Below are 23,176 nucleotides of genomic sequence, written 5' to 3' on the forward strand. Positions count from 1 at the left end.
CCAAGTAATGCGTGAACACCCCCGTTGACGGTGGGGTATTAAACCCACAAAGAAAATGATAAAAAAATCAATGATGAGTGTCAAATCAATGTCCCGAAAATTTTATGCCAGTTACCTAAGCGATCGCTTAGGTGGGAGCTACTAGAACCTTTGCTACCAAAACCTCGATGAGTGTCAAATCAATGTCCCGAAAATCTTATGCCAGTTACCTAAGCGATCGCTTAGGTGGGAGCTACTAGAACCTTTGCTACCAAAACCTCAAAAACGAGGGCAAAAACCAAACACTAATCGAGCGAGAAGTAGTTAATGGTATCTTCTATATCTTTTATTCTGGTTGTCATTGGCGTTCTTTGCCCTATGATCTACCACCTTGGCAAACTGTATCAACTAAATGTACGTAAATGGCAACGACATGGTGTTTGGGAGGAAATAAATCATACTCTACGGCGAGAAACAAGAATACTCGAAACACGACACCCAGAACCTACTGCAGCAGTTGTCGATTCGTATGGCGGTAAAAACAACGGCAAAAAGCGCACCGCCCGCGCTGAGGAAACCTCAGCGTAAGGACGGAGCAAGCAGGGGGAGGTATATGGCTATGATGGCGGTAAAAAAGTAAAAGGCCGGGTATCGTCATATCTTGGTTGATACTCAAGGGTTACTACTAGGGGTACTTGTCAGTGAAGCAAATATGGGAGAATGCTTGGGATCTATGGCATTTAGGGTAAGCTACCATCTTTAAAATTAAGATATATCAAGGTGTGTAAGGTTTTAATATTTTGATACTTACACAAAGAAATTAAGATCAGTGTAGTTAAGTAAAATTACTTATCAAAATGTATGTAATTGAAATTTTTGATTATAAGATAATAGTGTACACGGAGACAAAAGAAACAGACAGAGTGGATTTACTTTGAGATATTAAAAGTGAGCGAGACCAAGGACAGTTAAGGAGTAATTTCAATACAACACTTATTGGGGAGGTCTGACTTATGAATATAAAAGAAATTTATAAATTAGGGATACCTCTAACTTTAGCGTCGAGTTTGATCTTAGGACTAATAGTTAACTATCCATCCCATACTCAAGGAGCACAAAATATAGACCCTGAACCTTTCATTGATAAAACTGAGAATCCTATCAGGCTAGCAGGAAATATTAAGCGTTCTTGTACTGGGTACTATCAGGTAGAAAGTTCAAGTTTAACCGCTAAAAACGGCGTAATAGTAGGTAGATTTAATGCCAGAAGAGGATGCGGTCATAATGTACCAAATAGATGTCGGAGAAGAGCAAGAGATGCTGCCCACACTTGTATGGAAGATCACTGGAATTATCAAAAAGTAATGCCTCAATCATGTCAAAGTAAAGGAGTGCAAAATTATAATATTCGAGATTTATCACAGGAGCTAACCCGGACGGTTTGTTCATATACTAGTGATCCATACTTCAGGGCTAATATTTACAGAGTTACCAAAGGAAATAAAGGGTGTGGACCTAATAACGAGAAACAACAGAAGACCCTTCTTAAAACGAGATATGTTTTTCGATGTGGATCTTAGAGACTGTTTGTAAAACAAATCTTAAGAACAGCCAGATTTTTTAGCACCAAGCCTTTGTAACATTAATCTAATTATTGCAGTGTAAATCAGAGCTTCACTAATCTCTGGTAGTTGTTCATAGTCGAGAACTAAACGTCGGTATTCTCAAATAGCAGAATAAATTTGAGTATATGGGGAGATGATATCAAATCCGGTAGCGCGGTTTTCCTGCACGGTAGACCACATTAGGGACGTTCCATGGAACTTCCCTACTGGGCGCGTGATTGTGACGATGTGGTTCATCTCAAAACACTCTGATATCAAATCCGTTTAATTGGACATAAAAAAAATCTTCAATCGCCATAACTACGTTTATCTTTGTAATTCTTTCTCCTCCTGAGGAGGTCCGACTGACTCCCCCTCCACCGGAGGGGTTAGGGGTGGGTTGACTCCTCCTAACTTAACCATTCTATGGCTGTTTAACCGGATTTGATATGACCCAACACAAAGGATCATATTTATGACTAATTAAAAATTAGAAATTAAAAATATATTCATTACTATTTTGACATACGCAATAGTAGAGTATCAAGCCTTGTGAAAACTGAACTTGAAGTCATTTGCGCTCTCATCAAACTACTCTCACAAGTCAACCGACACAAACAACTAGGATTATTAAAAATTAGAAATTAAAAATATATTCATTACTATTTTGACATACGCAATAGTAAAAAATCACATTCTCACAACAGTCAATCAACATCTTTACCAGATGGCAGGAATATTTTTTTTTGTAATATATTAGTAACATAAATAATACACCGAAGCGATCCCTCTGAAAAAAAGCGATCAAAAGCCCCAAGGATCTTCTTATATAACTTTTGAATTTTGAATTTTGATTTGAATGGATAGAAAAACAGTAGAATCAGGATTAATATTACTTGCCCTGACAGGTTCTCAAGCTTACGGTACTTCCACACCTTCATCAGATTGTGATTATAAAGGCGTTTTTATTGCTCCCAAAGATTATTATTTAGGTTTCAAATCTGTTGAACAAAAAGACCGAGGTTGGGATGAACCAGGAATAGGTTTATATCCAGTATTAGATAATGTCAAAGATTGTGTGGTTTATGAGTTAAGAAAATTTCTGACCTTGGTCTATAACAACAATCCCAATATGTTAGAAACTCTGTGGTTAGATTCAGAATTTTACTTACATTTATCGCCAGTGGGAAAAAAGCTAATTTCCTATCGTCAGGCATTTATTTCCCAGAAAATCAGAGCTTCTTTTGCGGGATATGCTTACTCTCAAATTAAACGAGTGGAAACTCAATTTAAAAAACTACAAACAAAAATTTTTTTATCACTTATTATCCTGACATGATATTATATCATAATCTTTGATTTGATTTAGGATTCCTACCTATCTAATCAAACAACTGAAGTTGAAATAAAATGCTCTTTGTAAATACACAAAAAATTCTCCGCATGAGCAGCTCCTAACTATTAAATTTCTGGAGGGAACACATCAAGAGGGGCAGTCTTTCCTCTTACATTGAATTTTTCAGCACCAGCCGACGTTCCTTGATGAAGGTAGACTATAGTTGGGTATAACTGTAACCACATACCCAAGCGTTGAGCTACATCATAAGTTGTCATTGCTCCCAGACCCTTAACCCGATTAGTAACAGATTCTACCCAGTCATAAAGTTGCTCGAAGGTCTCTAAGGGAGGTTGTAGGCCATCTGCTAGTGAAATTCTCAATCCTACCGCTAATTTAGAGGATACTCGACGCTGATGAGAGTGTATTTTGCCATCTGGAAACCTAGACATCCAAACTCTCTCTAAAGCACCTTCCCAATTCAGACTTTTATCGCCCCACCATTGTTCTTGAAAAGTATAGTAATTATCGTAATATTTTAGATAATCTTTCACCAAATCTGAAAGAGTTTTTTTCTGAGGAGTCAGAGATTTACTATTGCATTGATTTGAAGTTTTTACTATTCTTTTTTTCGTTGTAGTAGTGCATAATCCTACCCATAATAACTTTATTTCTACAATTCGGTAGTCCTGTAGATGTAGTACTATTTATAAGTAAATCCCTTTCACTATCAGAAACAAAACTACAAAAATAAATACTTGTACACCACTACCTACAATTCAATAACAGAAGTTATTGAATGATTGGAATAGCTTAATATAGTATCCGGATAATTAGTTATCGTATAATTTAGTAGTCAGTAGAAAGGAGAAAAGGAAGGATGAAAGTGGAAATTATCTAGGGATATTCCGACTTTTTATATCTGCATTGAATGTAAGTATAGATTGCGACAACTGCATAACCAAATTTCATATTAAGAGGCAGATTTTATTATTATTAAATCCCAATTAACTATCAAGTAAATTAATATAGAAATTCTCAATTATTTGCGAGAATTTTCCTCTTCCCTGTTTAGCGAATAATTAAACTTTAAAGTCTCTGATTTCAAGAATAAATAAATCAAAAAAATACTTTTCGCCAATCCTATTCATTTGAAGGAGAAGGAGAAGTAATTATTAATTATTAATTTTTGAATTAATCATCTCTAGTAAAACTAGATTTTTCCCGAACTTCCTCTAAGGTTAAAGATGGTCTATTTTTTACCTCTGGGTCAGCTCCCACTTGAATCAATAAATCTGAGAATGCAACTTTTTTATTAAAAGGCCGAATAGCTTTAATACTAACACCTGAACTAATTAATTTTTCAGCAACTAATTTAACATCTTTTATACTTACTGCTGAACCAAACCAAATTGAATTACTAGGCATATCCACTACTATAGTTGGTAAAAGTATTAACTGATAATCTAAAGTTCTTAAAGCTTTTTCAACTACTCCATTGTCAACATCCTTAGGAAAATACTCAACTATCACAGAGTTTTCCTTTTTTTGATAAAAATTATCCCCTAAAATACTTAATTCATTTTCCAAAACTTCCCGATATACTCTTGGTAAATTCCTACTCATAGAATTAGTTTCAATTCCATATCCTAAACTCGTCCATGTTCCAGATAATAACCGCAAAACTCGGTCTAATTTTCCTTTTCTTAATAACCCAGGAATATCTGCTTTCCAATATTTGCGATCGCTTAACCAACCATGTACAACAGCATCCTGATATTTTGGCTCAAAACTGTAAGATTCCCAAAACATAAACCAGCCACGTTGAGGATGATAACGTCTTGCCATTAGATACCAAGTATTTGTTAACATTTGATATCGTCCAGCTGCAGTGCTACAATTCCCTTTATTCGGACCAGAAACGATGGTAATACACCAGTCTGGATGTTTACTCAAATTAGATACATTTTTACCTGTATAAACAACATGATAAGGCCGAGAATAATTAGACTCGCTAGCTGAAATAGTTCGCATTAATGCACGAATATAAGGATCTCCACCTTTCATTGCTAGTTGAGGCCATTTATCTCCACCATTGTAATTATATTTATTAGGAGAAATTAATTTAGTTATTTCCTGTTTACTTATATTTGAGTTCCCCTTAAAAATTTGGAAAAATGAAATAAAAGAGATGATAAATATAGATATAAAAATTAAACGTTTTAAAAGCATAAAACGACCATAAGAAGACCTTGACTTCTTTCTTCTGATAATCTTAGGTTTAACCGGATGCATCTAAATAATAAAGGAGGAATTTTCAACATTTTTTTGGGAGCTACCTACTATGAATTTCATGTAGTAAAGTTTCCTAATCAACCTCTAGTTTAACCTAATTATTAAAAAGTTGCGCCCCTTTTTTTTTAGTACAATAGCTGATTTTTTTATAATAATTACTGTATTAAAATAATTTTAAAATGTGCTATGCCATAACTTATACCAAGTCCAGTATAATCGGTATTTTCATTATCGGTATTTTCATTAATGGATAATGGATAATTACCTCTCCCTTTTAGGGAGAGGATTGACTAAAAGGAAAAAATTTATTTTTTTCCCCTTGAAAGGGGAGGCTAACAAAGCTGAATTATTTAATTATTAACTCTTCGGTAAAGGTAAGGAAGAAGGAAGAAGTAAGAGGGAAGAAGACTTTAGTTATCTAAAACAGAAGACTTAAAAGTCCAAAAAAACTTAAATTTTTTGTAGATATTCACCCTTGGGTTTACACAAACGATACCAGAGGACATGATATTAAAGTTCATCTTGATTTATTACCTTCAAACTACATTTAAGAGACAGAAATAAATAACTCTTCCCAAGATTTTTCTGGTGCTTCTGCCTCAGTAATAATTTCCACAATTTTATTACAAGCTGCTGGTTGAAATATTGCCTCCACAGAAACTTGTGCTACCTTAGTTCGAGGAATACTACCTTCAAATAAGCGATCAGCAGATTCCATAACAATAGGAAATTGATTATCATCATTTTTCAGACCACCAGGGCGAACAATAGTATAATTCAGACCACTTTTCTGAATATATCCTTCAGCTTGTTTCTTCCAGAATAAAATTAGCCAGAATAGATTTAGGGGATGAAAAAATTTAGACACACATAGGGATGAAACTAAAATAAAACGATCAATACCTTTCTGTTTAGCAACATCCACTAAATTTTTAGTTCCTACATAATCCACTTGATATGGACCAGTAAAGTCAAAACTAGGTTTAGCACCCGTAGCACATAATAGTACTGTGCTATCTTCAATAGCAGCGTAGAGACCTTGAGAATTCAGGACATCCCCCATTACCAACTCTGCTTCTGGAGGCAAAATTTCTTTAGCTGTTTCTAAGTCACGAACCAGAGCTTTTACAGGAATATCTCGTCTTACTAAGTCTTGTACAATTCGACAACCTGTTTGGCCAGTTGCTCCAGCAACGAATACTTTCATTTTTCAATTTATCTATAATAAAGTTCTAAATTTTAACAGTTTTTGAATGCAAGTTAGTAATCAGCGGTCAGAAGGGAATTGTAGATAGGGTATTTGGATAGCTCTGTGCTTCTAGTTAAGGGGTAACTTAGATTTTCAAATCCTTATAATTTGCACGAGAGTATCTCCAACGAACTTAACTTTCCCTCCTGACACCTTCTTCAATTACGAACTCTCTACTTTTAAAGATATAGCAATAGACATCTGGTGATAATCAAAAATCAAATCAATTATCGCGCAAAAACCATCAATTCTTTCCTCCTACTCCCTACTCTCCTCCCTCTTTTCCAAAGAGGTCTAATAGACGGGTATAGCACGGACAATAGACTGATGACTATCCGAATCAGGGTGTTTTTCTCACTTTTCCCTGTTGCCTGCTATAAATATAAATTCTTTGTATAAATCTATATAGCAATTTGGAAATCCTCAAAATATTATATATAGTGTATATATATATACATAGGAGAATGAATCATGGATCACAACTTTGCAGGACATCAAACTGTAGAGATGGACAAAAACTTGGTTAGTGATTTCTATGTAAGTACAACAGAAATAGAAGTATCAGAAACTAACCCAACTACCTGGTTTAAGACAAAATACAATGACTGCATGAAATTATATGCAAATGTAGATACTGTAGCAAAGCACTTTGCATCTCATCGTAGTTGGTTTTGTCAATGTGCTCATCCGATGAAAGTTGAGCCTATTGGAGAAAATGGCTATGATTTGTCGCTCGGAAAATTTGGTTCTTTTGGATACCAGGTTGAAGCTAGAGTAGGTCTGGAATTGGTACCACCAGACTCCGCAGGAATATATAAAATTAGATATATCCCAGTGCCTAATTATACACCTCCTGGATATCAAGTAAACTTTCAATCAGAAATGAAGTTGCTAGAGTTACCCACAGAACAGTTTTTTACTCAAGAGGAAATTCAAAAGTTAGGACTGCCTCCTGTGATGACTGGTGCAAAATGGGATTTGGATTTGACCGTAGGTGTAAAATTTCCCCAGTTTATTCGGAAAATGTCTCCTAGTTTGATTCAAAAAACTGGCGATAGTTTATTACTTAAAATAGTACAACAAGTATCTAGATGCTTGAGTCACAAAACTCAAGTAGATTTTCATACCACTCATAACTTGCCATTTCCCAAACAAAGAAAACGCAAGTAAAAGATATGGAACCTAAAAATCAGGGAAAAATTTAATCCCCTGATTAATTCCAATCTTTTACATATTGCTAATTATCCTTAACATAATTTCGACTCCCGTTACCGCTTGCCAGCTAAAAAGACCAAGAATTGACACATTAAGAACAATATGACTGTAGCGAGCCCAATCTTGGCCTTTCTGCATAAAAGGAGTTAAAGATGCAGAGATAGCGATCGCTCCTGTCATGCCTAACCCGGCTAAGAGATGAGGGCCAAAAAATAATTTTCCATTATTGATATAAGTGACGGCCATTCCACCAAGAGACCCTAAAACCATAAAAGCTAAGAGAAAGGAGCCAACTTGGTGATGTTTGATTTTAAATTTAGCAAATTCTTTTTTCTTTTCTGTATCTGTAGCAGTTCTACTATTACGAACTTTGATGCCGAGATATAAGGCGTAAATTGTCAAGGCCAATAGTATCCACATAATGGCGGGATGAAAAAAATTGAGCCATGGTTTAATAGATTCTGGAATTGGCAGATCCATAATTAATCTTCTCTCTGGGATTAGTAAAAAAACTTCATAAAAGTTAGCATAACAGCAAGTTAATCTTATGTGATCTTAAAAACGTAGATTATGGTTGTCGGTATGGCTTCGCAAAAAGAAGAAATTTTCTTAGTCCAGGCTGTTAAAAATGCTAATTTTGCCCAAGTATGTACCTTGCTGGCTCAAAATATTGATGCTAATGCTCAAGCTCTAGATGGTACAACGGCTTTAATGATTGCTGCAGAAAAGGGGTATGCTCAAATAGCCTCTGCTTTACTAGATAAAGGTGCTGATGTCAACTATATAAGAAAAAAATTGGGTGTTACAGCTTTGATGTTAGCTGCAGCTCATGGACGGGCGGAAATAGTAGAACTTTTGTTAAGTAGGGGTGCTGATGTCAATGGCAAAAATGATGATGGTAGTTCCCCACTCATGGTTGCTTCAATGAATGGTTATGTAGCAGTGGCCAATCAATTAATCGCTGCTGGAGCTGATGTTAACGTGGTGGATAAAGACCATGATACAGCCTTGGGTTTAGCAACGAGTCAAGGTTATCAAGATGTAGTTAAGGTCTTACTAGATGGTGGGGCGAGGGTCGATGAGTCTACTTTATCTATAGTTGCTGATAGTAATTATGCAGAAATAAGAGAAATTTTGATTAATCATGGTGTGAATGTAAATACTAGAAATTTACAAGGTAAAACATGGTTAATGCAAGCAGCAGAAACAGGTGATTTACCTGCTGTAAAGACTCTATTAAAAGCTGGTGCTGATATTAATTTTAAAGACAAAGATGGAGAAAATCCACTCATTTTAGCTGCTGACCTAGGTCATTTAGAAGTAGTAAAAGTTTTGTTAGAAGCAGGGGCAGATGTTAATATTAAAAGTAGAAATGGTGGTACAGCTTTGATGGCTGCTGCTGCAGAAGGAAATGTAGCGATCGCTTCTACTTTATTGGATGCTCATGCTGATGTTAATTCTCAAGATTTAGAAGGAGAAACAGCTTTAAGTTTTGCTGTAGTAGAAAATCATACCAAAATGGTAAAACTACTGCTAAATTATGGGGCTGAAATTGTTACTAAGAATCAAGCAGGTGATACTCCTTTATTTGGAGCAATTTTTCATGGTTATACGGATATTGTATCAATTTTATTGAACAAAATAGAAAAGCAAAATTTGACATCTTTATTGAATAGTAAACATCTTGGAGAAACAGCTTTAACTTTGGCAATATGGCAAAAACATCAAGAAATTATTAATGTTTTGCTAGATGTAGGGGCAGATGTTAATATTTCTGCTCAAGGTGGTTCTACTCCAATGATGAAAGCAGCATATCAAGGCGATATTGAAACATTAAAAATACTCTTAGAAAAAGGAGCTGATATTAATCTTAGAGATGATAATGAAGCGACAGCTTTAATGTGGGCAGCATATCAAGGCCATGCTGAAGCTGTAAAACTATTAATTGATTATGGTGCTAATTTGAATGATAAAAATCAAGGCGGTTGTACGGCTTTAATGCTTGCAGAATTTAATGGTTATCAAGATATTATCAGGTTACTTAATAACGCTGGATCATAATACCAAATTAATAGATATAGGCGTGAAAAAGATATAGACTTTTTGTAAAGGTAGGGAATAGGGAAAAGGGAAGATTTTTTTAGAAAAAAAACACGGAAAATGATTTTTTGAGTTATTACACTCTAGTTTAGGGCTTGTTGATTAAATCTAAAAGTATTTACAGATAAAGGTTTTAGCCTTTTTGGGGCCTTTAAAAAGTGCCTGGTTTTCAGTTCTTCACGCTCAAAAAGTTAGTATTTTAGGCCAGAGTTGGGCATAAAAATCATTCTTAAAATTCTTACTCCTACCTCCTCGTTCATTCCCATTTCTCCTGTCTCCTGTCTCCTGTCTCCTGTCTCCTACCCTCACTCATAAGACTTTTTCAGCAAACCCTAGTTTATAGCAAATAAAGGGCAAGTTTATTTTCTGGAGATGTCTAATATACAGATAGGGGGATGGGGAGATGGGGAGATGGGGAGTGTGGGAGAAATTAAAAAATAGAGTTGTTGGGAAATAAAAATTCAAAAGCCTCAAAAGCTTATATAGTAAGCTTTTGAGGTTTTTAGGCTTAAAAAACACTATAAACTTTGACTAATAAGGGTTTTAGCCATTTTTTTAGCTTAATTCCCAACAACTCTAATATATATCCTCACCATTACCATACAGGACTACCAAATATCTTTAAAATAACCGAATTTGGTATGACTCCCCTAAAACTTGTTGACAAGCATACATTTATCGAGCTCGAAACTTTAAACTCAAGCTAATTGTACTATTTGACTTCTCACCCGACTGAAGTACGGGTGATTCTAAGGAGTTGTTCCAAATCGGTTGAAAAACACGATTCGTCACACCTACTAGCTGTCACTGGACTTAATCTTCCCAGTGGTAGCAGTCAAAAACTACCTACAGACTCAGATCTGCTGACAAAAATGCCACACACATTGCCTTTACTTTTTTAGTTTGATTTTCAGAGTGGTTTTACTCAACTCAGAGCCATAAATCCCTATCTCTGCTGCCTACTTGCCTGTGCCAAGCGTCTTGATAGAACAGCGCTACTAGTTTCTTACTGGCGGGAGTTTCACCCCTGCAAGCATTGAGTCTATGGGACAAACCTTGTTCCTACTCGTATTCATTAGTATTATTCCACATTTTGGGATACTTGGGAATAAATTCCCACAACTTGTTTTCATCCAAGGGCTAAAACCACTTGGCTTTCAACTGCACGTTTTTTTTGTAATTAGGACAACTAAAGTCTTTACCCTAAAAGGCTCGCTCGTTTTCATCCCCTGATTCAAACACACTTACTCTCAACGGAAGCTTTTCGGTAATGATTGATTGACATTTTGGCATTTATAGCACTACGCAAATAGGGCGCGGACATTTCTCTATTCCCTACTCCCTACTCTCTACTCCCTGACAACCCAAATTTATTGTCATATCATGTCCGTTTAATTAGTAATAAAAAACTTCCTTCTTCTTCCCTCCTGTACGTTGCTAATCCGACGGCTCACCTACCTAGCTCCTGACTCCTCCGTCGTTATTTATAAGTATTCAACCAGACATGATATCAAACGCCAAAAAACCTACTGCTATATATAAATATTTGGTTTTGATCGTAGCTTCTGGACACCTGATTGGCTAATTGCCTGGAAAGTCGTAACAAATATTTACTTGTTTACGAATTATTACTTTCTTCCTCAGAAAGCGAGACAAAAGAGACCTTCTTATTAGAAACTTCAAATCAAGGTTACAAAAAAATCAATTTTTAAGGAGAGCTCAATGTTAGATGCTTTTTCGAAAGCTGTAGTTTCAGCAGATGCCTCAACTTCCCCTGTTAGTGGCGATGAATTAAATAAGCTCAAAGAATTTATTGCTCAAGGCAACAGACGTCTTGATGCAGTAAACGCCATTGCTAGTAACGCAAGCTGCATGGTATCTGATGCTATTGCTGGAATGATCTGTGAAAACCAGGGATTAATCCAAGCTGGTGGAAACTGCTATCCTAACCGTCGTATGGCTGCTTGCTTGCGTGATGGTGAAATCATCCTACGCTACGTTACCTACGCACTACTTGCTGGTGATGCTTCTGTTCTCAACGACCGTTGCTTAAATGGTTTAAAAGAAACCTACACTGCATTAGGTGTTCCTGCTACATCTACAGTTCGCGCTGTTCAAATTATGAAAGCTCAAGCTGCAGCTCACATCAAAGATCAGCCTAGTGATGAATTTGCAGGAGATAAAAAGCGCATCATGGGAGCTACTGTAACAGAAGACCGTTGCGCTAGCCTAGTTGCTGAAGCAAGTGGCTATTTTGATACAGTAATTGCTGCTCTAAGCTAATTACTCTCAAAAAGTCTTGCTACACCATACCTCTAAAGGTATCTAGTTTATTGGCTTTTCAGTTATTACGATTAGCCAAGACCAAGTAAGTTTCAATACCAATCTAACAAAGTCAAACACAGAAGAGAATAAACAATGAAATCAGTTATTACCACAGTAGTTACCGCTGCTGATGCAGCAGGTCGTTTTCCTAGCAGTTCCGATCTAGAATCAGTACAAGGTTCTATCCAGCGTTCCGCAGCTCGTTTGGAAGCAGCTGAAAAGCTAGCTGGTAATCTTGATGCAGTTGCTCAAGAAGCTTATGATGCTTGCATCAAGAAGTTTCCTTACTTGAATGATGCTGGTCAAGCTAACTCCACAGACACTTTTAAGGCTAAGTGTCTCCGCGATGTCAAGCACTATCTGCGCTTAGTCAGCTACTGCTTAGTAGTTGGTGGAACTGGCCCTCTTGATGAGTGGGGAATTGCTGGTCAGCGTGAAGTTTATCGTGCTCTAAGCTTACCTACTGCACCTTATGTTGAAGCTTTAAGCTTTGCTCGTAATCGTGGTTGTGCTCCTCGCGATTTGTCTCCTCAAGCTTTGACAGAGTACAATTCTCTCTTAGACTATGTAATCAACTCCTTGTCCTAGGAAATTAGGGATTTAGGCAAGATTATAGAACTCTTGCTTTAAAACTTCTTTAATTCTAGAACTGTGGGACTCTTAGTTTGTTACTTACCTAATAATGGGTGAGCAACTAACCAAGAGTCCCTTAGTTTTTCTTGTAACGGGACTTACACAACTTTTAAGCCAAAATATAGCCTCAACTCTTTCTGTGAGAAGAAAATACGTCACGATTATTAGCCAACCAATCAAAAAAAACGGGGTTGCACATTATGGAATGATATCGCCAAAAATTGGTTTAGATTTTGACTAAAAAAAACCATTAATTAATCATTCTAGCAATTGATTAATCCACAATCCAATTCTATCAAAAATATCAAATCATTCGTCACTGTGCAACACCAAAAAAACGGAAAGATATAGCTATACGAAAAGCGTACTATTGCATCAGTAAATGTCTTCAAATGTTTCCCCCATTGCCTCTGTAATCCTGTAGTTAGCTTATGCCAAATGATCAAAGTATAGGTATAAAATACTCTCGATCAAATGGCGTTCTAGACTCCATTTATCTGTTACTTGATATTCTTTTAATCCCAACCATCATCAGCGCTTCTCGGTAAAAAACTTCTATCCAGTGTCTGTTTGAGTAGCTATTTACTATCCACTCAAATGTCACTTTTGACGGCTCGACAAGGCTCAAAAGCTTACTCTATAAGATTTTCAGCATTGGATAAAAAAAAACACTATAAACCTTGACTAATAAGGGTTTTATATCATGTTCGGTTGAATACTTATAATATCTGTGGACCAAAGGCAGAAGGCAGAGGGCAGCTATGCTGAAGGGAAAGAGCAAGGTTAGAAGGCAGAAGGTTTATTATAACTGATTATCCGCAATTCGTAGCTCCCCCGGAGGGGAACATGATATTAGCCATTTTTTTAGCTTAATTCCCAACAACTCTATGATTATTAGTGAGGGTATAGTTGAGGCATAGAACTCCGTTCCGCGCTCCGCGACCGCTCAACTATGAATTGATTTATTATTCAACTAAAGAGTACTAACAAAACTTATATTGGATCAATTTAAAAATTTTTAGTTATGAAATAAATTCTGAGATACCAAAAATGCAAATACTTAATGCGTAGTTTGTAAATAGCTGCAATCACAAAGATATGATAATTTTTCCATCTCCATTTAATAGGTAATGGTTCACAACATTTAGCTAGATAGACTTGACCATTTTTCCATATTCTTCTCTTTTTCTTTCCTATAGCTGTCCTAAATAGGTTTTGAACAAATATTAGTTATCTAAATACTGAGGGTTACTTCTCTTGATATGTAGCTAATGCTCATATTTTATCTAAGATGGCTATATTCCTAAAAATCCTAGAACGAAAAAATATTTCCACTATTAATATTTCCGATGACCACTTATCCTTCATATTTATTTAGCAAAACTACAGCATAAGCAGCAATACCTTCTTCTCGACCTACAGGACCTAATTTTTCATTAGTAGTAGCTTTTATGCTGACTTGATCTGCTTGTAGTTCTAAAGTAGCAGCGAGGCGCGATTGCATTTCTTTGATATGTGGCTTGAGTTTAGGACGTTCTGCTACTACTACTGAATCAATATTACTAACTTGCCAGCAGCTAGCCTTAACTAAATGATTGACACGATTCAACAATTCTATACTATCAGCTCCAGCCCATTGTGGATCGCTGGGAGGGAAAAAATGGCCAATATCACCCAAACTCAGAGCGCCTAACATTGCATCCATAATTGCATGGGTCAGAACATCCGCATCGCTATGACCAATTAATCCCATTTCATGGTCAATTTTGACTCCTCCAAGTATTAGAGGTCTTCCAGGTCCTAACTTATGGATATCGTAGCCATTACCTATGCGAAGATTCATTTTTCTAATTTAAATACCTTAAATAGTAGTTTTTATCAAATTATTGTATAGTATATCTTGACTGTACAAAACTACTTTTTTTTATTAACTTTATTGTCAGTAGAGGTAAGTTGTGGAGATTATATTAACTCAACAAGTGCTATTAACGGATAATTTTTTTTTAGCAGAAGATGAAGGAGAAATTTTTTTAGTTAACTCTCAACAAGAAGGTGAAGATTTTATTTTGGATGATATGGCAGCTAAAATGTTATTTGCTTTAATAGGTTCTGGGTCTATTCAAGAGGCTTATGAGGATTTATTAGAGGAAGAGCAGGTAGAGCCAGAAGTACTTAAGAATGATTTATTAGAATATATCAGAGATTTAACAAATGATGGAATTGTTAAAATTATCGATCAACAAGATAATTTATCTGTGGCAGAAGGTTAGTAGAGAGAGAAATTGGCATAAATCTGCTCTTTTTATCTTTAATCTTTAATGGAAAAGGCTAAATAGGGCTTTATGAAAAAGTTACCTGTAGCATAACTGTTTTTTGGTTTTTTCAAAAGAAGAATCTGAAAAATTTATTCATAACTAATTTTTTTATTAAATTACACAAATATTTTTATATCTGTCAAGAAAAATAGTATTATTTATTCTAGAATGTTAGGAAATTGTATCTCAATAAAAAATTTATGCAGGTAAGTCAAAAAATCACAAAAGTTAGCTCTATTGCGGAAATTCGGGAGTGTAAAATCAGTGGAAATAAGTCTCTACATACGACTATTGAGTTGAAGTCTGGAGAGGTTATCAGTAATTTTAGCCATAAAGAAATACTCGATCGCCCCAACTATTTAACCGTCCAAATTAGCGATAACCAACATATTATGCTTGACCCAGAATTTTTGCAATATATTAACCATAGTTGCGATCCTAATGTTTTTTTCGATACTAAAAAAATGGTAGTAATTGCCCTACGAGACATCGAAATTGGAGAAGAATTCACATTCTTTTATCCATCTACAGAATGGTCTATGGATCGAGGATTTGATTGTATTTGTCAAAGCGAAAATTGTCTGGGATACATTCAAGGTTCTGCTCATTTACCCCTAAATGTGTTAAAAAAATATAAATTGTCAGAATTTATATGGGAAAAGCTAGGAGTTGAGTGAATAATTAACAATCTATAAATCCTTTACATAAGTAATTTTTGTGAGGATTTATTATACATAAAAAAAACACCTCTGCCATCTTGAAAATTGTGTTAAGTTGACATTATAAATACCATGTTAGAAATAACACTAGCTCAGACTCCTGAAGAAAAAGAAGAAATTTTCAAATTGCGCTATCAAATCTATGTAGAAGAACTGGGATGGTTTGAAAATTGTCCAAACTATGAACCGAACCATAAACAAAAGAAAGTAGAAGACCCATTGGACTTATATGCTAATCTATTTATGGCTCTTGATCATAATGAATTGGTTGGTACTATTAGATGCAATTATACTAAAAACTTAGACTCAGAAAATTTAGACATAGATTACTATACAAAACTCTATCAAATGGAAAAAGTAGGAGATGCACATCCTTTATGTACATCAATTACTGGGAGGTTTATGGTTCAAAGTAATTTTAGAAGAAATGGTATAGGCTTAAGAATAATGCAAGCATTATACAAACAACAGTTGCTAGATGGAATTAAATTTGATTTTGTAGATGCCGAAGCATACTTAGTTCCTTTTTTTGAAAAACTAGGCTATCAAACTATTGATAAAATTGATTATCAAATGTATGAAAGTAGTGTGCTTATGGTATTAGATATACCTAATATCAAACACCATGAGCAAGTTAAGTAGATCGACAAAATAACTAGATTTTCTAGAGGTCTCTATTATTTTTCAGTAAATCTGGGCGACGAGATTTTGTTCTTTGAATTTGTTGTTGATAACGCCATTCTGCTATTTTAGCATGATTTCCAGATAGCAGAACTTCTGGTACTTTCCAACCACGAAAATTAGATGGTCGAGTGTAATGAGGATAGTCAAGTAATCCATATTCAAAACTTTCGTATTTTAGTGACTCAGCTTTACCTACTGTTCCTGGAAGTAACCTCACTACACCATTAATTAAAGCTAAAGCTGGTATCTCTCCACCTGTAAGGACAAAATCTCCTAAAGATACTTCTCTAGTAACTAGATATTGTACTCTTTCATCAATACCTTCATAATGACCACAAATTAAAATAAGTTGGTCATAGTCTATAGCCAACTGCTTAAATAGCTGCTGACACATTGTTTCTCCTTGGGGAGTTAAGAGAATAACTTCTCGTCGCGGTCTAGTTGTTAATGACTCTACAGCAGCAAATATAGGTTCTGGTTTTAACACCATTCCTACTCCTCCACCATAAGATTCATCATCAACTTTATGATATTTGTCTGTGGTATAATCACGAGGGTTAACTAAATTAACCTTGGCAATCTCTTTATCAAGGGCTTTCCCTAACAAACCTGAACTTAGGGGTGTTGTAAAAAAGTCTGGAAACAGAGTGATAACATCAAATTGCACAAAACTTAAAAATATACTTAGAGTGTCTTAAAAAATTTAGAAATTGTTGAGATTAATCTTTATTTAGACTATGCTAAAAGTTTACAAGTTAATCCAGCCAATTGAAATTTAGATTCTAACTAAATCAAATGATTTGTTGAAAAATTCAATAGTTAGCTGGGGACTTGCAAGGTTATAAGATAGTCTAGTATTATAACAGACTATTGAAATTATTGAAATTTAATGCGTACCTGCTGTCCAAGACTAATAAAATGATACAGTTAGAGTCTCAAGCTTCAAAACTAGATATATTACGTCCGACAAAAACAACCATTATGGTAATCGGAGGGGCGGAAGATAAAGTTCATGGAAAAGAGATTCTACAAACTTTTTTTAATCGTGCAGGAGGAGTAAATGCCAGGCTAGCAGTTATCCCTTCTGCCTCTAGAGAACCAGGAGCACAAGGAGATAGATACCGCAAGGTTTTTGAAGAAATGGGTGCTGTAGGTCTGAAGATATTTGATATCCGGGAAAGGTATCAGGGAGAAGACCCAAGATGGTTAGAATCCTTAGAAGATTGTACTGGAGTCTTTATGACTGGTGGAGACCAACTGCGTCTTTGTTCCCTACTTGCTGAAACACCTTTGATGGATGAAATCAGAAGTAGAGCTATAGATGGAAAAATTGCTCTAGCTGGAACAAGTGCAGGAGCAGCAGTAATGGGACATCAGATGATAGCAAGTGGTGGTAGTGGCTCATCCCCCAATAAGTCCTTAGTTGATTTAACAACTGGCTTGGGTATATTGCCAGACCTGATTGTAGACCAACACTTTCATAATCGAAATCGTATGGCCCGTTTATTGAGCGCCATTGCTACCCATCCGGACAAAATAGGTATAGGTATAGATGAAGATACCTGTGCATTATTTGAAGGAGATAGTCAAATTCGAGTAATGGGTAAAGGTACAGTGACAATTATAGATACTACAGAAATGTCATATACAAATGCTACGAAAGTAGATGTAGCAGATCCCTTGAGCATATCAAATTTAAGAGTACATATAATGTGCCACGGCGATGGCTACGATCTCCATTCCCATACCATGAAACCAGGGCTGTCTGAAACAATTATGCCTCTTGATTAATTAATAGAATTTCTGATAATTTACTAAATTCGTAACTAATGTGTTGTGGTAGATTAGTAGCTTGCCTAGTTGGGTGGACAGAAAATCTAATTTTAAACTGAAAAGAATGTATTTTTTGTAAAACAGAATAAAAAGCCCAAATTCTTCCTTCTACCATCAAAGGATTATCAAAAAAACTGATAAATTTATTTATCAGATATATATTTTTCAAGATGGAGAAAGGATTAGTGCAGCCTGAAAAAAAGTTTGTATTAAACAGTTTAGCAAATGGTGTGAGCCGAAATTCAAAATAAAACCGCCATTGCTTCTGTAGATTCTGAGCATAACCTTCAAATCCTCCTATGAAAATCCTCAAACTCCAGACATTACGCGGTCCAAACTACTGGAGCATCCGCCGGCATAAACTGGTGGTTATGCGTCTAGACTTAGAAGACCTGTACGAAAGATATACATCTGATATTCCTGGCTTCTACAAAGGATTAATCAAGGTACTACCAGGTCTTGTAGAGCACTATTGTTCCCCTAGAGTCAGGGGCGGTTTTCTCAGTCGTGTTGAAAAAGGGACACTAATAGGCCATGTCATAGAACACGTTGCCCTAGAACTTCAACAACTCGCCCAAATGCCAGTTGCTTTTGGTCGGACACGGGAAACATCGACTCCTGGAATATTTCAGGTAGTAATAGAATATGAACATGAACCAGCAGGTCGCTATGCTGCACGAGCAGCGGTGAGACTTTGCCAAAGTATTGTTGAGACAGGTACATATCCTGCAACCGAATTACAGCAAGATTTAGAAGACCTTAAGGAATTCAAAAGTCAGGCAGCTTTAGGGCCAAGCACAGAAGCTATAGTCAAAGAAGCAGAAGCAAGAGGTATTCCCTGGACTCAACTAGGAGCCAGATTTATGATTCAGCTTGGCTATGGTATAAATCAAAAAAGAATCCAGGCAACCCTAAGTAACCAAACAGGGATTCTTGGTGTAGAACTTGCTTGTGATAAAGAAGGCACAAAAACCATTCTCAAAGATTCTGGAATACCAGTACCTCGTGGTACAGTTATTCGCTACTTTGAAGACCTTCAAGATGCCATTGAAGATGTCGGAGGCTATCCCATTGTAATTAAGCCACTAGATGGAAATCATGGTCGTGGAATTACTATTGATGTGAGAAACTGGAAAGAGGCAGAAGAAGCCTATGATTTAGCTAGCAAGGCTTCCAAAACAAAAACAGTAATTGTAGAACGTTACTATACAGGCAAAGACCACCGAGTATTGGTAGTAAATGGTAGAGTTGTAGCTGTGGCCGAACGAGTTCCTGCCCATGTAATGGGAGATGGTAAGTCCACGGTGGCAAAACTGATTGAAGAAACTAACAGAGATCCTCAAAGAGGAGATGGACATGATAACGTTCTGACCAGAATCACCGTGGATAAAGCTGCTCTTGGGATTCTTGAAAGACAAGGATATAGCATTGATTCAATACCAAAAAAAGGAGAAATTTGCTTTTTAAGGGCAACAGCTAACCTCAGTACTGGAGGTATAGCAGTAGACCGTACTGATGAAATACATCCAGAAAATGTCTGGCTATTGTCCAGAGCTGCGAAGATTATAGGTCTAGACATAGCAGGTATAGATGTAGTTACTGAAGACATTTCTAAACCTTTGCGAGAAGTAGAAGGGGTCATAGTAGAAGTTAATGCTGCCCCTGGTTTCCGGATGCACGTCGCTCCTAGTCGGGGTCTACCTAGAAATGTGGCCGGAGCAGTAATAGATATGCTATTCCCTGGGTCTAAAAATGGCAGAATACCAATATTTTCAATTACTGGCACCAATGGTAAGACAACTACTACACGCTTGCTAGCTCACATAATGAAGCAGACTGGAAAAGTAGTGGGCTATACTACCACTGATGGTACTTATCTTGGTGAATATCTAGCAGAATCAGGAGATAATACTGGACCTCAAAGTGCCCATTTAATACTCTCAGACCCAACTGTAGAAGTTGCAGTCTTAGAAACAGCACGGGGTGGTCTTCTGCGTTCAGGCTTGGGTTTTTCAGCTTGTGATGTAGGAATGGTATTAAATGTAGCTGCCGACCACTTGGGTATTGGGGATATAGATACTGTAGAACAACTAGCTCAACTCAAAAGTGTAGTTGCTGAGTCAGTAATGCCTAAAGGATATGCCATTTTGAATGCTGACGATCCATTGGTTGCTGCAATGGCAGAGAAAGTCAAAGCTCAAGTTGCTTACTTTTCAATGGAACCAAATAATCAACTTTTAGTTAAACATACAGAAGCTGGTGGTTTGGCAGCGGTTTATGAGAATGGTTATATTTCAATTATCAAAGGAGATTGGACTTTAAGAATTGAAAAAGCAGTTAATGTGCCAATCACAATGGCAGGTAAAGCTCCATTTATGATTGCTAATGCCCTTGCAGCTTGTTTGGCAGCTTTTGCTCAAGGGGTGAAAATAGAGCATATTAGAGAAGGTTTGTCAACCTTTGTGGCTTCGGTGGATCAAACACCAGGCCGGATGAATATGTTTAATATGGGAGATTATCATGCTCTTGTGGACTATGCTCATAATCCTGCTAGCTATGAAGCATTGGGTGGATTTGTCAGAAATTGGCCAGGAAAACGGATTGGTGTAGTTGGTGGGCCTGGCGATCGCCGTGATGAAGACTTTGTTTCTCTGGGTGAACTAGCAGCAGATATCTTTGATGAAATTATTGTCAAAGAAGACGACGACACTAGAGGAAGACCTAGAGGAAGTGCTGCGGAGCTAATTTCTCAAGGTGTGAAGCAGTTTTTAAATCAAGCTAAAGATTCTGAGTCAAAGGCTACTTATGAATCAATTCTAGATGAGACAACGGCTATTAATACAGCCTTAGATCGTGCCTCTTCTGGTGGCCTGGTAGTAATTTTACCAGAAAGCGTAAGTCGAGCTATCAGTTTAATAGAAGCTCGTAACCCTGTTCAGGATCTTGAATTACCTGAAAGTAGTCGAACATCCTCTAATTCCTCAGAAGAGTTAAACACTTCGATTGTATATTGAGTTAAATATCTAAAGGAAGTAAGAATAAATAAGTAATAGTTGATTCAGTCAAAAAAAATTTAATCAACTTCCTTCGATTTAAACTTCTACTGAAAAAGGGGTTGAAAGTTTTCAACCCCTTGAACTTTGTCAAAATTTGTTAGTTAGTATCTGAAAACTGGAACATCAATTTTCTGACAGTACTACCCTGAAAAACAAAACTGTTTAACTTCTATAATTCTATCGAGTAACTCCTGCAAATTTAGCGAATGTAATGTAGAGAAAAGATATAAGTAATAAAGCCAAGAATACTCTCATCTCTACTATAGAGTATACTTAATAATCTTATATCCTTGTTAACTACAAACTGTTGGTGATTTTTAATTGTTTTGTAGCCTTGAACTACATTAGACCAAGTTGAGAAAGAATACTTTGACCTGTGAAGTATTCAGTAGCTACACCAATGATAAAGCCTAACATTGCCAAGCGACCATTCCAAGTTTCTGCAAATTTGGTAAAACCTAGCTTTTGATCTTGAGTTTCCATGATGATTAACCTCTAATTAGTATAGTTAAACGTTGGTAAGTACAACAGAAAAGTTATTGAGAGCTGATTTTTAAACTTAGCTAAAACCCTTATGTAATCTAACTCTCAGGGATTTAAGTATTATTGGATATAACTCCCAAAACCCTTGTATTGCCAGGAATTCAGCCTCTTAATATTTACTTGATAAATCAGCTCTCAAAAGGAACAATTAATTACATTAAGCCAAGTTGAGAAAGGATACCTTGACCTGTGAAGTATTCAGTGGCAATACCAATGACAAAGCCTAACATTGCCAGGCGACCATTCCAAGCTTCTGCAAAATCGGTGAAGCCTATTTTTTTCTCTTGATTTTCCATGATAATTAACCTCTAATTAGTGTAGTTAAACGTTGGTAAGTACAACAGAAAAGTTATTGAGAGCTGATTTTTAAACTTAGCTAAAACCCTTATGTAATCTAACTCTCAGGGATTTAAGTATTATTGGATATAACTCCCAAAACCCTTGTATTGCCAGGAATTCAGCCTCTTAATATTTACTTGATAAATCAGCTCTCAAAAGGAACAATTAATTACATTAAGCCAAGTTGAGAAAGGATACCTTGACCTGTGAAGTATTCAGTGGCAATACCAATGACAAAGCCTAACATTGCCAGGCGACCATTCCAAGCTTCTGCAAAATCGGTGAAGCCCATTTTTTTCTCTTGATTTTCCATGACCATTAACCTCGTTTGATTTCAAGCTTATGTAATATAACTTAACGTAAAATTTTAAATATGGCAACATTACTTAATATTTTGATTCGTCATTTTTTTCGGTAAATACAACAGAAAAGTTATTGAGATAAAATCTGAATAATAACTATACCCAAATGGTTGTGACTGGGACAAAGTGAAAGGTTTACCCAGAATTAGGCAAGGAAAGCAATCTCCTAAGTTATTGAGATTACTTCCTATTATTGCAATGACGATATTCAGGCAAATGCTATATGAGAAGGAACAATTAATTACATTAAGCCAAGTTGAGAAAGGATACCTTGACCTGTGAAGTATTCAGTGGCAATACCAATGACAAAGCCTAACATTGCTAGGCGACCATTCCAAGTTTCTGCAAAGTCGGTGAAGCCTACTTTTTTATCTTGATTTTCCATGACCATTAACCTCGTGTTATTTCAAGCTTATGTAATATAACTTAACGCAAAAATTCAAAGATGACAACATTACTTAATATTTTGATCATTTTCTTTGTGGGTTTAATACCCCACCGTCTACACGGTGTTCAAAATTACTTGGGGTGAGAATCCCCATGTAATTTTCCTCCTGTCTCCTGTCTCCTGTCTCCTGTCTCCTTCTTC

The 23,176-nt window shown here is 36.2% G+C and carries 25 protein-coding genes; 13 read left to right on the forward strand and 12 right to left on the reverse strand.

From position 1 onward, the window contains the following. The first annotated feature begins 287 nt into the window (after positions 1-287). The 4 genes from D5R40_RS42715 (at position 288) to D5R40_RS19605 (ending at position 2,922) form a co-directional block, all read left to right on the forward strand. Positions 288-401: a transposase gene (locus tag D5R40_RS42715; RefSeq protein ID WP_375339392.1), complete on the forward strand. Its 114-nt coding sequence runs from the start codon at positions 288-290 to the stop codon at positions 399-401. Beyond that, positions 358-567, forward strand: coding sequence for a hypothetical protein (locus D5R40_RS19595; RefSeq protein WP_124147809.1), 210 nt, complete (start codon positions 358-360; stop codon positions 565-567). The genes D5R40_RS42715 and D5R40_RS19595 overlap by 44 nt, the downstream gene beginning before the upstream one ends. A 425-nt stretch (positions 568-992) precedes the next feature. Next, the gene (locus D5R40_RS19600) at positions 993-1,559 is read left to right on the forward strand and encodes a hypothetical protein (protein WP_124147810.1); all 567 of its coding nucleotides are present in this window, start codon (positions 993-995) and stop codon (positions 1,557-1,559) included. An 883-nt stretch (positions 1,560-2,442) separates the two neighbouring features. Further along, on the forward strand, positions 2,443-2,922 hold the full coding sequence (locus D5R40_RS19605) for a nucleotidyltransferase domain-containing protein (protein ID WP_124147811.1): 480 nt from the start codon (positions 2,443-2,445) through the stop codon (positions 2,920-2,922). Positions 2,923-3,044: 122 nt separating this feature from the next. Here D5R40_RS19605 and D5R40_RS19610 read toward each other — a convergent pair whose 3' ends face one another. The 3 genes from D5R40_RS19610 to D5R40_RS19620 all read right to left on the reverse strand — a co-directional run bounded on the left by D5R40_RS19610 (position 3,045) and on the right by D5R40_RS19620 (position 6,421). Further along, positions 3,045-3,473, reverse strand: a complete 429-nt coding sequence (locus tag D5R40_RS19610; RefSeq protein ID WP_124147812.1) for a hypothetical protein — start codon at positions 3,471-3,473, stop codon at positions 3,045-3,047. Positions 3,474-4,113: 640 nt separating this feature from the next. Next, complete coding sequence (locus D5R40_RS42070; RefSeq protein ID WP_339379409.1) at positions 4,114-5,151, reverse strand: glycoside hydrolase family 24 protein; 1,038 nt, start codon at positions 5,149-5,151, stop codon at positions 4,114-4,116. Positions 5,152-5,761: 610 nt separating this feature from the next. Next, a complete protein-coding gene (locus D5R40_RS19620; protein ID WP_124147814.1) occupies positions 5,762-6,421 on the reverse strand; it encodes an NAD(P)H-binding protein in 660 nt (219 codons plus the stop codon). A gap of 513 nt (positions 6,422-6,934) precedes the next feature. On the opposite strand from D5R40_RS19620, the gene D5R40_RS19625 reads away from it, so the two are divergent. Continuing rightward, positions 6,935-7,633 carry a DUF1997 domain-containing protein gene (locus D5R40_RS19625; protein WP_124147815.1) on the forward strand — a complete coding sequence of 233 codons (699 nt, stop codon included), beginning with the start codon at positions 6,935-6,937 and terminating at the stop codon, positions 7,631-7,633. Between the two features lie 57 nt (positions 7,634-7,690). On the opposite strand, the gene D5R40_RS19630 is transcribed toward D5R40_RS19625, so the two are convergent. Continuing rightward, positions 7,691-8,158 carry a DUF4079 domain-containing protein gene (locus D5R40_RS19630; RefSeq protein WP_124147816.1) on the reverse strand — a complete coding sequence of 156 codons (468 nt, stop codon included), beginning with the start codon at positions 8,156-8,158 and terminating at the stop codon, positions 7,691-7,693. 102 nt (positions 8,159-8,260) lie between these two features. Between D5R40_RS19630 and D5R40_RS19635 the strand changes: the two genes are divergently transcribed. Next, the gene (locus D5R40_RS19635; protein WP_124147817.1) at positions 8,261-9,739 is read left to right on the forward strand and encodes an ankyrin repeat domain-containing protein; all 1,479 of its coding nucleotides are present in this window, start codon (positions 8,261-8,263) and stop codon (positions 9,737-9,739) included. 222 nt (positions 9,740-9,961) lie between these two features. Here the strand turns inward: D5R40_RS19635 and D5R40_RS41290 are convergent, their stop codons facing one another. Then, positions 9,962-10,087: a hypothetical protein gene (locus tag D5R40_RS41290; RefSeq protein ID WP_282433649.1), complete on the reverse strand. Its 126-nt coding sequence runs from the start codon at positions 10,085-10,087 to the stop codon at positions 9,962-9,964. Between the two features lie 1,413 nt (positions 10,088-11,500). On the opposite strand from D5R40_RS41290, the gene cpeB reads away from it, so the two are divergent. Next, positions 11,501-12,061 (forward strand): phycoerythrin subunit beta, encoded by a 561-nt coding sequence (gene cpeB, locus D5R40_RS19640; protein WP_124147818.1) that lies wholly within the window; start codon positions 11,501-11,503, stop codon positions 12,059-12,061. Between the two features lie 135 nt (positions 12,062-12,196). Then, on the forward strand, positions 12,197-12,691 hold the full coding sequence (cpeA, locus tag D5R40_RS19645) for a C-phycoerythrin subunit alpha (protein WP_124147819.1): 495 nt from the start codon (positions 12,197-12,199) through the stop codon (positions 12,689-12,691). A gap of 1,402 nt (positions 12,692-14,093) precedes the next feature. On the opposite strand, the gene ispF is transcribed toward cpeA, so the two are convergent. Then, positions 14,094-14,579, reverse strand: coding sequence for a 2-C-methyl-D-erythritol 2,4-cyclodiphosphate synthase (gene ispF / locus D5R40_RS19650; RefSeq protein WP_124147820.1), 486 nt, complete (start codon positions 14,577-14,579; stop codon positions 14,094-14,096). A gap of 112 nt (positions 14,580-14,691) precedes the next feature. Here ispF and D5R40_RS19655 point away from each other — a divergent pair, with 112 nt between their 5' ends. From D5R40_RS19655 to D5R40_RS19665, 3 genes are all read left to right on the forward strand, one after another. Continuing rightward, positions 14,692-15,006, forward strand: coding sequence for a PqqD family protein (locus D5R40_RS19655; protein ID WP_124147821.1), 315 nt, complete (start codon positions 14,692-14,694; stop codon positions 15,004-15,006). A gap of 245 nt (positions 15,007-15,251) precedes the next feature. Next, positions 15,252-15,728 carry an SET domain-containing protein gene (locus tag D5R40_RS19660; protein WP_124147822.1) on the forward strand — a complete coding sequence of 159 codons (477 nt, stop codon included), beginning with the start codon at positions 15,252-15,254 and terminating at the stop codon, positions 15,726-15,728. 114 nt (positions 15,729-15,842) lie between these two features. Then, positions 15,843-16,412, forward strand: a complete 570-nt coding sequence (locus D5R40_RS19665; protein ID WP_124155086.1) for a GNAT family N-acetyltransferase — start codon at positions 15,843-15,845, stop codon at positions 16,410-16,412. Between the two features lie 22 nt (positions 16,413-16,434). On the opposite strand, the gene trmD is transcribed toward D5R40_RS19665, so the two are convergent. After that, positions 16,435-17,121 carry a tRNA (guanosine(37)-N1)-methyltransferase TrmD gene (trmD, locus tag D5R40_RS19670; protein ID WP_124147824.1) on the reverse strand — a complete coding sequence of 229 codons (687 nt, stop codon included), beginning with the start codon at positions 17,119-17,121 and terminating at the stop codon, positions 16,435-16,437. 251 nt (positions 17,122-17,372) lie between these two features. Here trmD and D5R40_RS19675 point away from each other — a divergent pair, with 251 nt between their 5' ends. After that, positions 17,373-18,245: a cyanophycinase gene (locus tag D5R40_RS19675; RefSeq protein ID WP_124147825.1), complete on the forward strand. Its 873-nt coding sequence runs from the start codon at positions 17,373-17,375 to the stop codon at positions 18,243-18,245. Here D5R40_RS19675 and D5R40_RS35625 read toward each other — a convergent pair. Next, entirely contained in the window at positions 18,229-18,456 is a 228-nt protein-coding gene (locus D5R40_RS35625) for a hypothetical protein (protein WP_124147826.1), read from the reverse strand. The genes D5R40_RS19675 and D5R40_RS35625 overlap by 17 nt on opposite strands. 130 nt (positions 18,457-18,586) lie before the next feature. Between D5R40_RS35625 and cphA the strand changes: the two genes are divergently transcribed. Then, positions 18,587-21,301: a cyanophycin synthetase gene (gene cphA, locus D5R40_RS19685; protein ID WP_124155087.1), complete on the forward strand. Its 2,715-nt coding sequence runs from the start codon at positions 18,587-18,589 to the stop codon at positions 21,299-21,301. 381 nt (positions 21,302-21,682) lie between these two features. Here cphA and D5R40_RS19690 read toward each other — a convergent pair whose 3' ends face one another. The 4 genes from D5R40_RS19690 to D5R40_RS19705 all read right to left on the reverse strand — a co-directional run bounded on the left by D5R40_RS19690 (position 21,683) and on the right by D5R40_RS19705 (position 22,972). Next, positions 21,683-21,826, reverse strand: coding sequence for a CAB/ELIP/HLIP family chlorophyll-binding protein (locus D5R40_RS19690; protein WP_124147828.1), 144 nt, complete (start codon positions 21,824-21,826; stop codon positions 21,683-21,685). Between the two features lie 212 nt (positions 21,827-22,038). Then, positions 22,039-22,182: a CAB/ELIP/HLIP family chlorophyll-binding protein gene (locus D5R40_RS19695; protein WP_124155088.1), complete on the reverse strand. Its 144-nt coding sequence runs from the start codon at positions 22,180-22,182 to the stop codon at positions 22,039-22,041. A 212-nt stretch (positions 22,183-22,394) separates the two neighbouring features. Then, the gene (locus tag D5R40_RS19700; RefSeq protein WP_124145065.1) at positions 22,395-22,538 is read right to left on the reverse strand and encodes a CAB/ELIP/HLIP family chlorophyll-binding protein; all 144 of its coding nucleotides are present in this window, start codon (positions 22,536-22,538) and stop codon (positions 22,395-22,397) included. 290 nt (positions 22,539-22,828) lie between these two features. After that, positions 22,829-22,972 (reverse strand): CAB/ELIP/HLIP family chlorophyll-binding protein, encoded by a 144-nt coding sequence (locus D5R40_RS19705; RefSeq protein WP_124145066.1) that lies wholly within the window; start codon positions 22,970-22,972, stop codon positions 22,829-22,831. Between the last annotated feature and the right edge of the window lie 204 nt (positions 22,973-23,176).

Source organism: Okeania hirsuta (assembly GCF_003838195.1).
Classification (GTDB): Bacteria; Cyanobacteriota; Cyanobacteriia; order Cyanobacteriales; family Microcoleaceae; genus Okeania; species Okeania hirsuta.

Bases quoted from the DNA above. Each gene is read 5' to 3' on its own strand.
- D5R40_RS19595 (WP_124147809.1), top strand. From the start codon at position 358: ATGATCTACCACCTTGGCAAACTGTATCAACTAAATGTACGTAAATGG.
- D5R40_RS19600 (WP_124147810.1), top strand. From the start codon at position 993: ATGAATATAAAAGAAATTTATAAATTAGGGATACCTCTAACTTTAGCG.
- D5R40_RS19605 (WP_124147811.1), top strand. From the start codon at position 2,443: ATGGATAGAAAAACAGTAGAATCAGGATTAATATTACTTGCCCTGACA.
- D5R40_RS42070 (WP_339379409.1), bottom strand. From the start codon at position 5,151: ATGCTTTTAAAACGTTTAATTTTTATATCTATATTTATCATCTCTTTT.
- D5R40_RS19620 (WP_124147814.1), bottom strand. From the start codon at position 6,421: ATGAAAGTATTCGTTGCTGGAGCAACTGGCCAAACAGGTTGTCGAATT.
- D5R40_RS19625 (WP_124147815.1), top strand. From the start codon at position 6,935: ATGGATCACAACTTTGCAGGACATCAAACTGTAGAGATGGACAAAAAC.
- D5R40_RS19630 (WP_124147816.1), bottom strand. From the start codon at position 8,158: ATGGATCTGCCAATTCCAGAATCTATTAAACCATGGCTCAATTTTTTT.
- D5R40_RS19635 (WP_124147817.1), top strand. From the start codon at position 8,261: ATGGCTTCGCAAAAAGAAGAAATTTTCTTAGTCCAGGCTGTTAAAAAT.
- cpeB (WP_124147818.1), top strand. From the start codon at position 11,501: ATGTTAGATGCTTTTTCGAAAGCTGTAGTTTCAGCAGATGCCTCAACT.
- cpeA (WP_124147819.1), top strand. From the start codon at position 12,197: ATGAAATCAGTTATTACCACAGTAGTTACCGCTGCTGATGCAGCAGGT.
- ispF (WP_124147820.1), bottom strand. From the start codon at position 14,579: ATGAATCTTCGCATAGGTAATGGCTACGATATCCATAAGTTAGGACCT.
- D5R40_RS19660 (WP_124147822.1), top strand. From the start codon at position 15,252: ATGCAGGTAAGTCAAAAAATCACAAAAGTTAGCTCTATTGCGGAAATT.
- D5R40_RS19665 (WP_124155086.1), top strand. From the start codon at position 15,843: ATGTTAGAAATAACACTAGCTCAGACTCCTGAAGAAAAAGAAGAAATT.
- D5R40_RS19675 (WP_124147825.1), top strand. From the start codon at position 17,373: ATGATACAGTTAGAGTCTCAAGCTTCAAAACTAGATATATTACGTCCG.
- cphA (WP_124155087.1), top strand. From the start codon at position 18,587: ATGAAAATCCTCAAACTCCAGACATTACGCGGTCCAAACTACTGGAGC.
- D5R40_RS19690 (WP_124147828.1), bottom strand. From the start codon at position 21,826: ATGGAAACTCAAGATCAAAAGCTAGGTTTTACCAAATTTGCAGAAACT.
- D5R40_RS19695 (WP_124155088.1), bottom strand. From the start codon at position 22,182: ATGGAAAATCAAGAGAAAAAAATAGGCTTCACCGATTTTGCAGAAGCT.
- D5R40_RS19700 (WP_124145065.1), bottom strand. From the start codon at position 22,538: ATGGAAAATCAAGAGAAAAAAATGGGCTTCACCGATTTTGCAGAAGCT.
- D5R40_RS19705 (WP_124145066.1), bottom strand. From the start codon at position 22,972: ATGGAAAATCAAGATAAAAAAGTAGGCTTCACCGACTTTGCAGAAACT.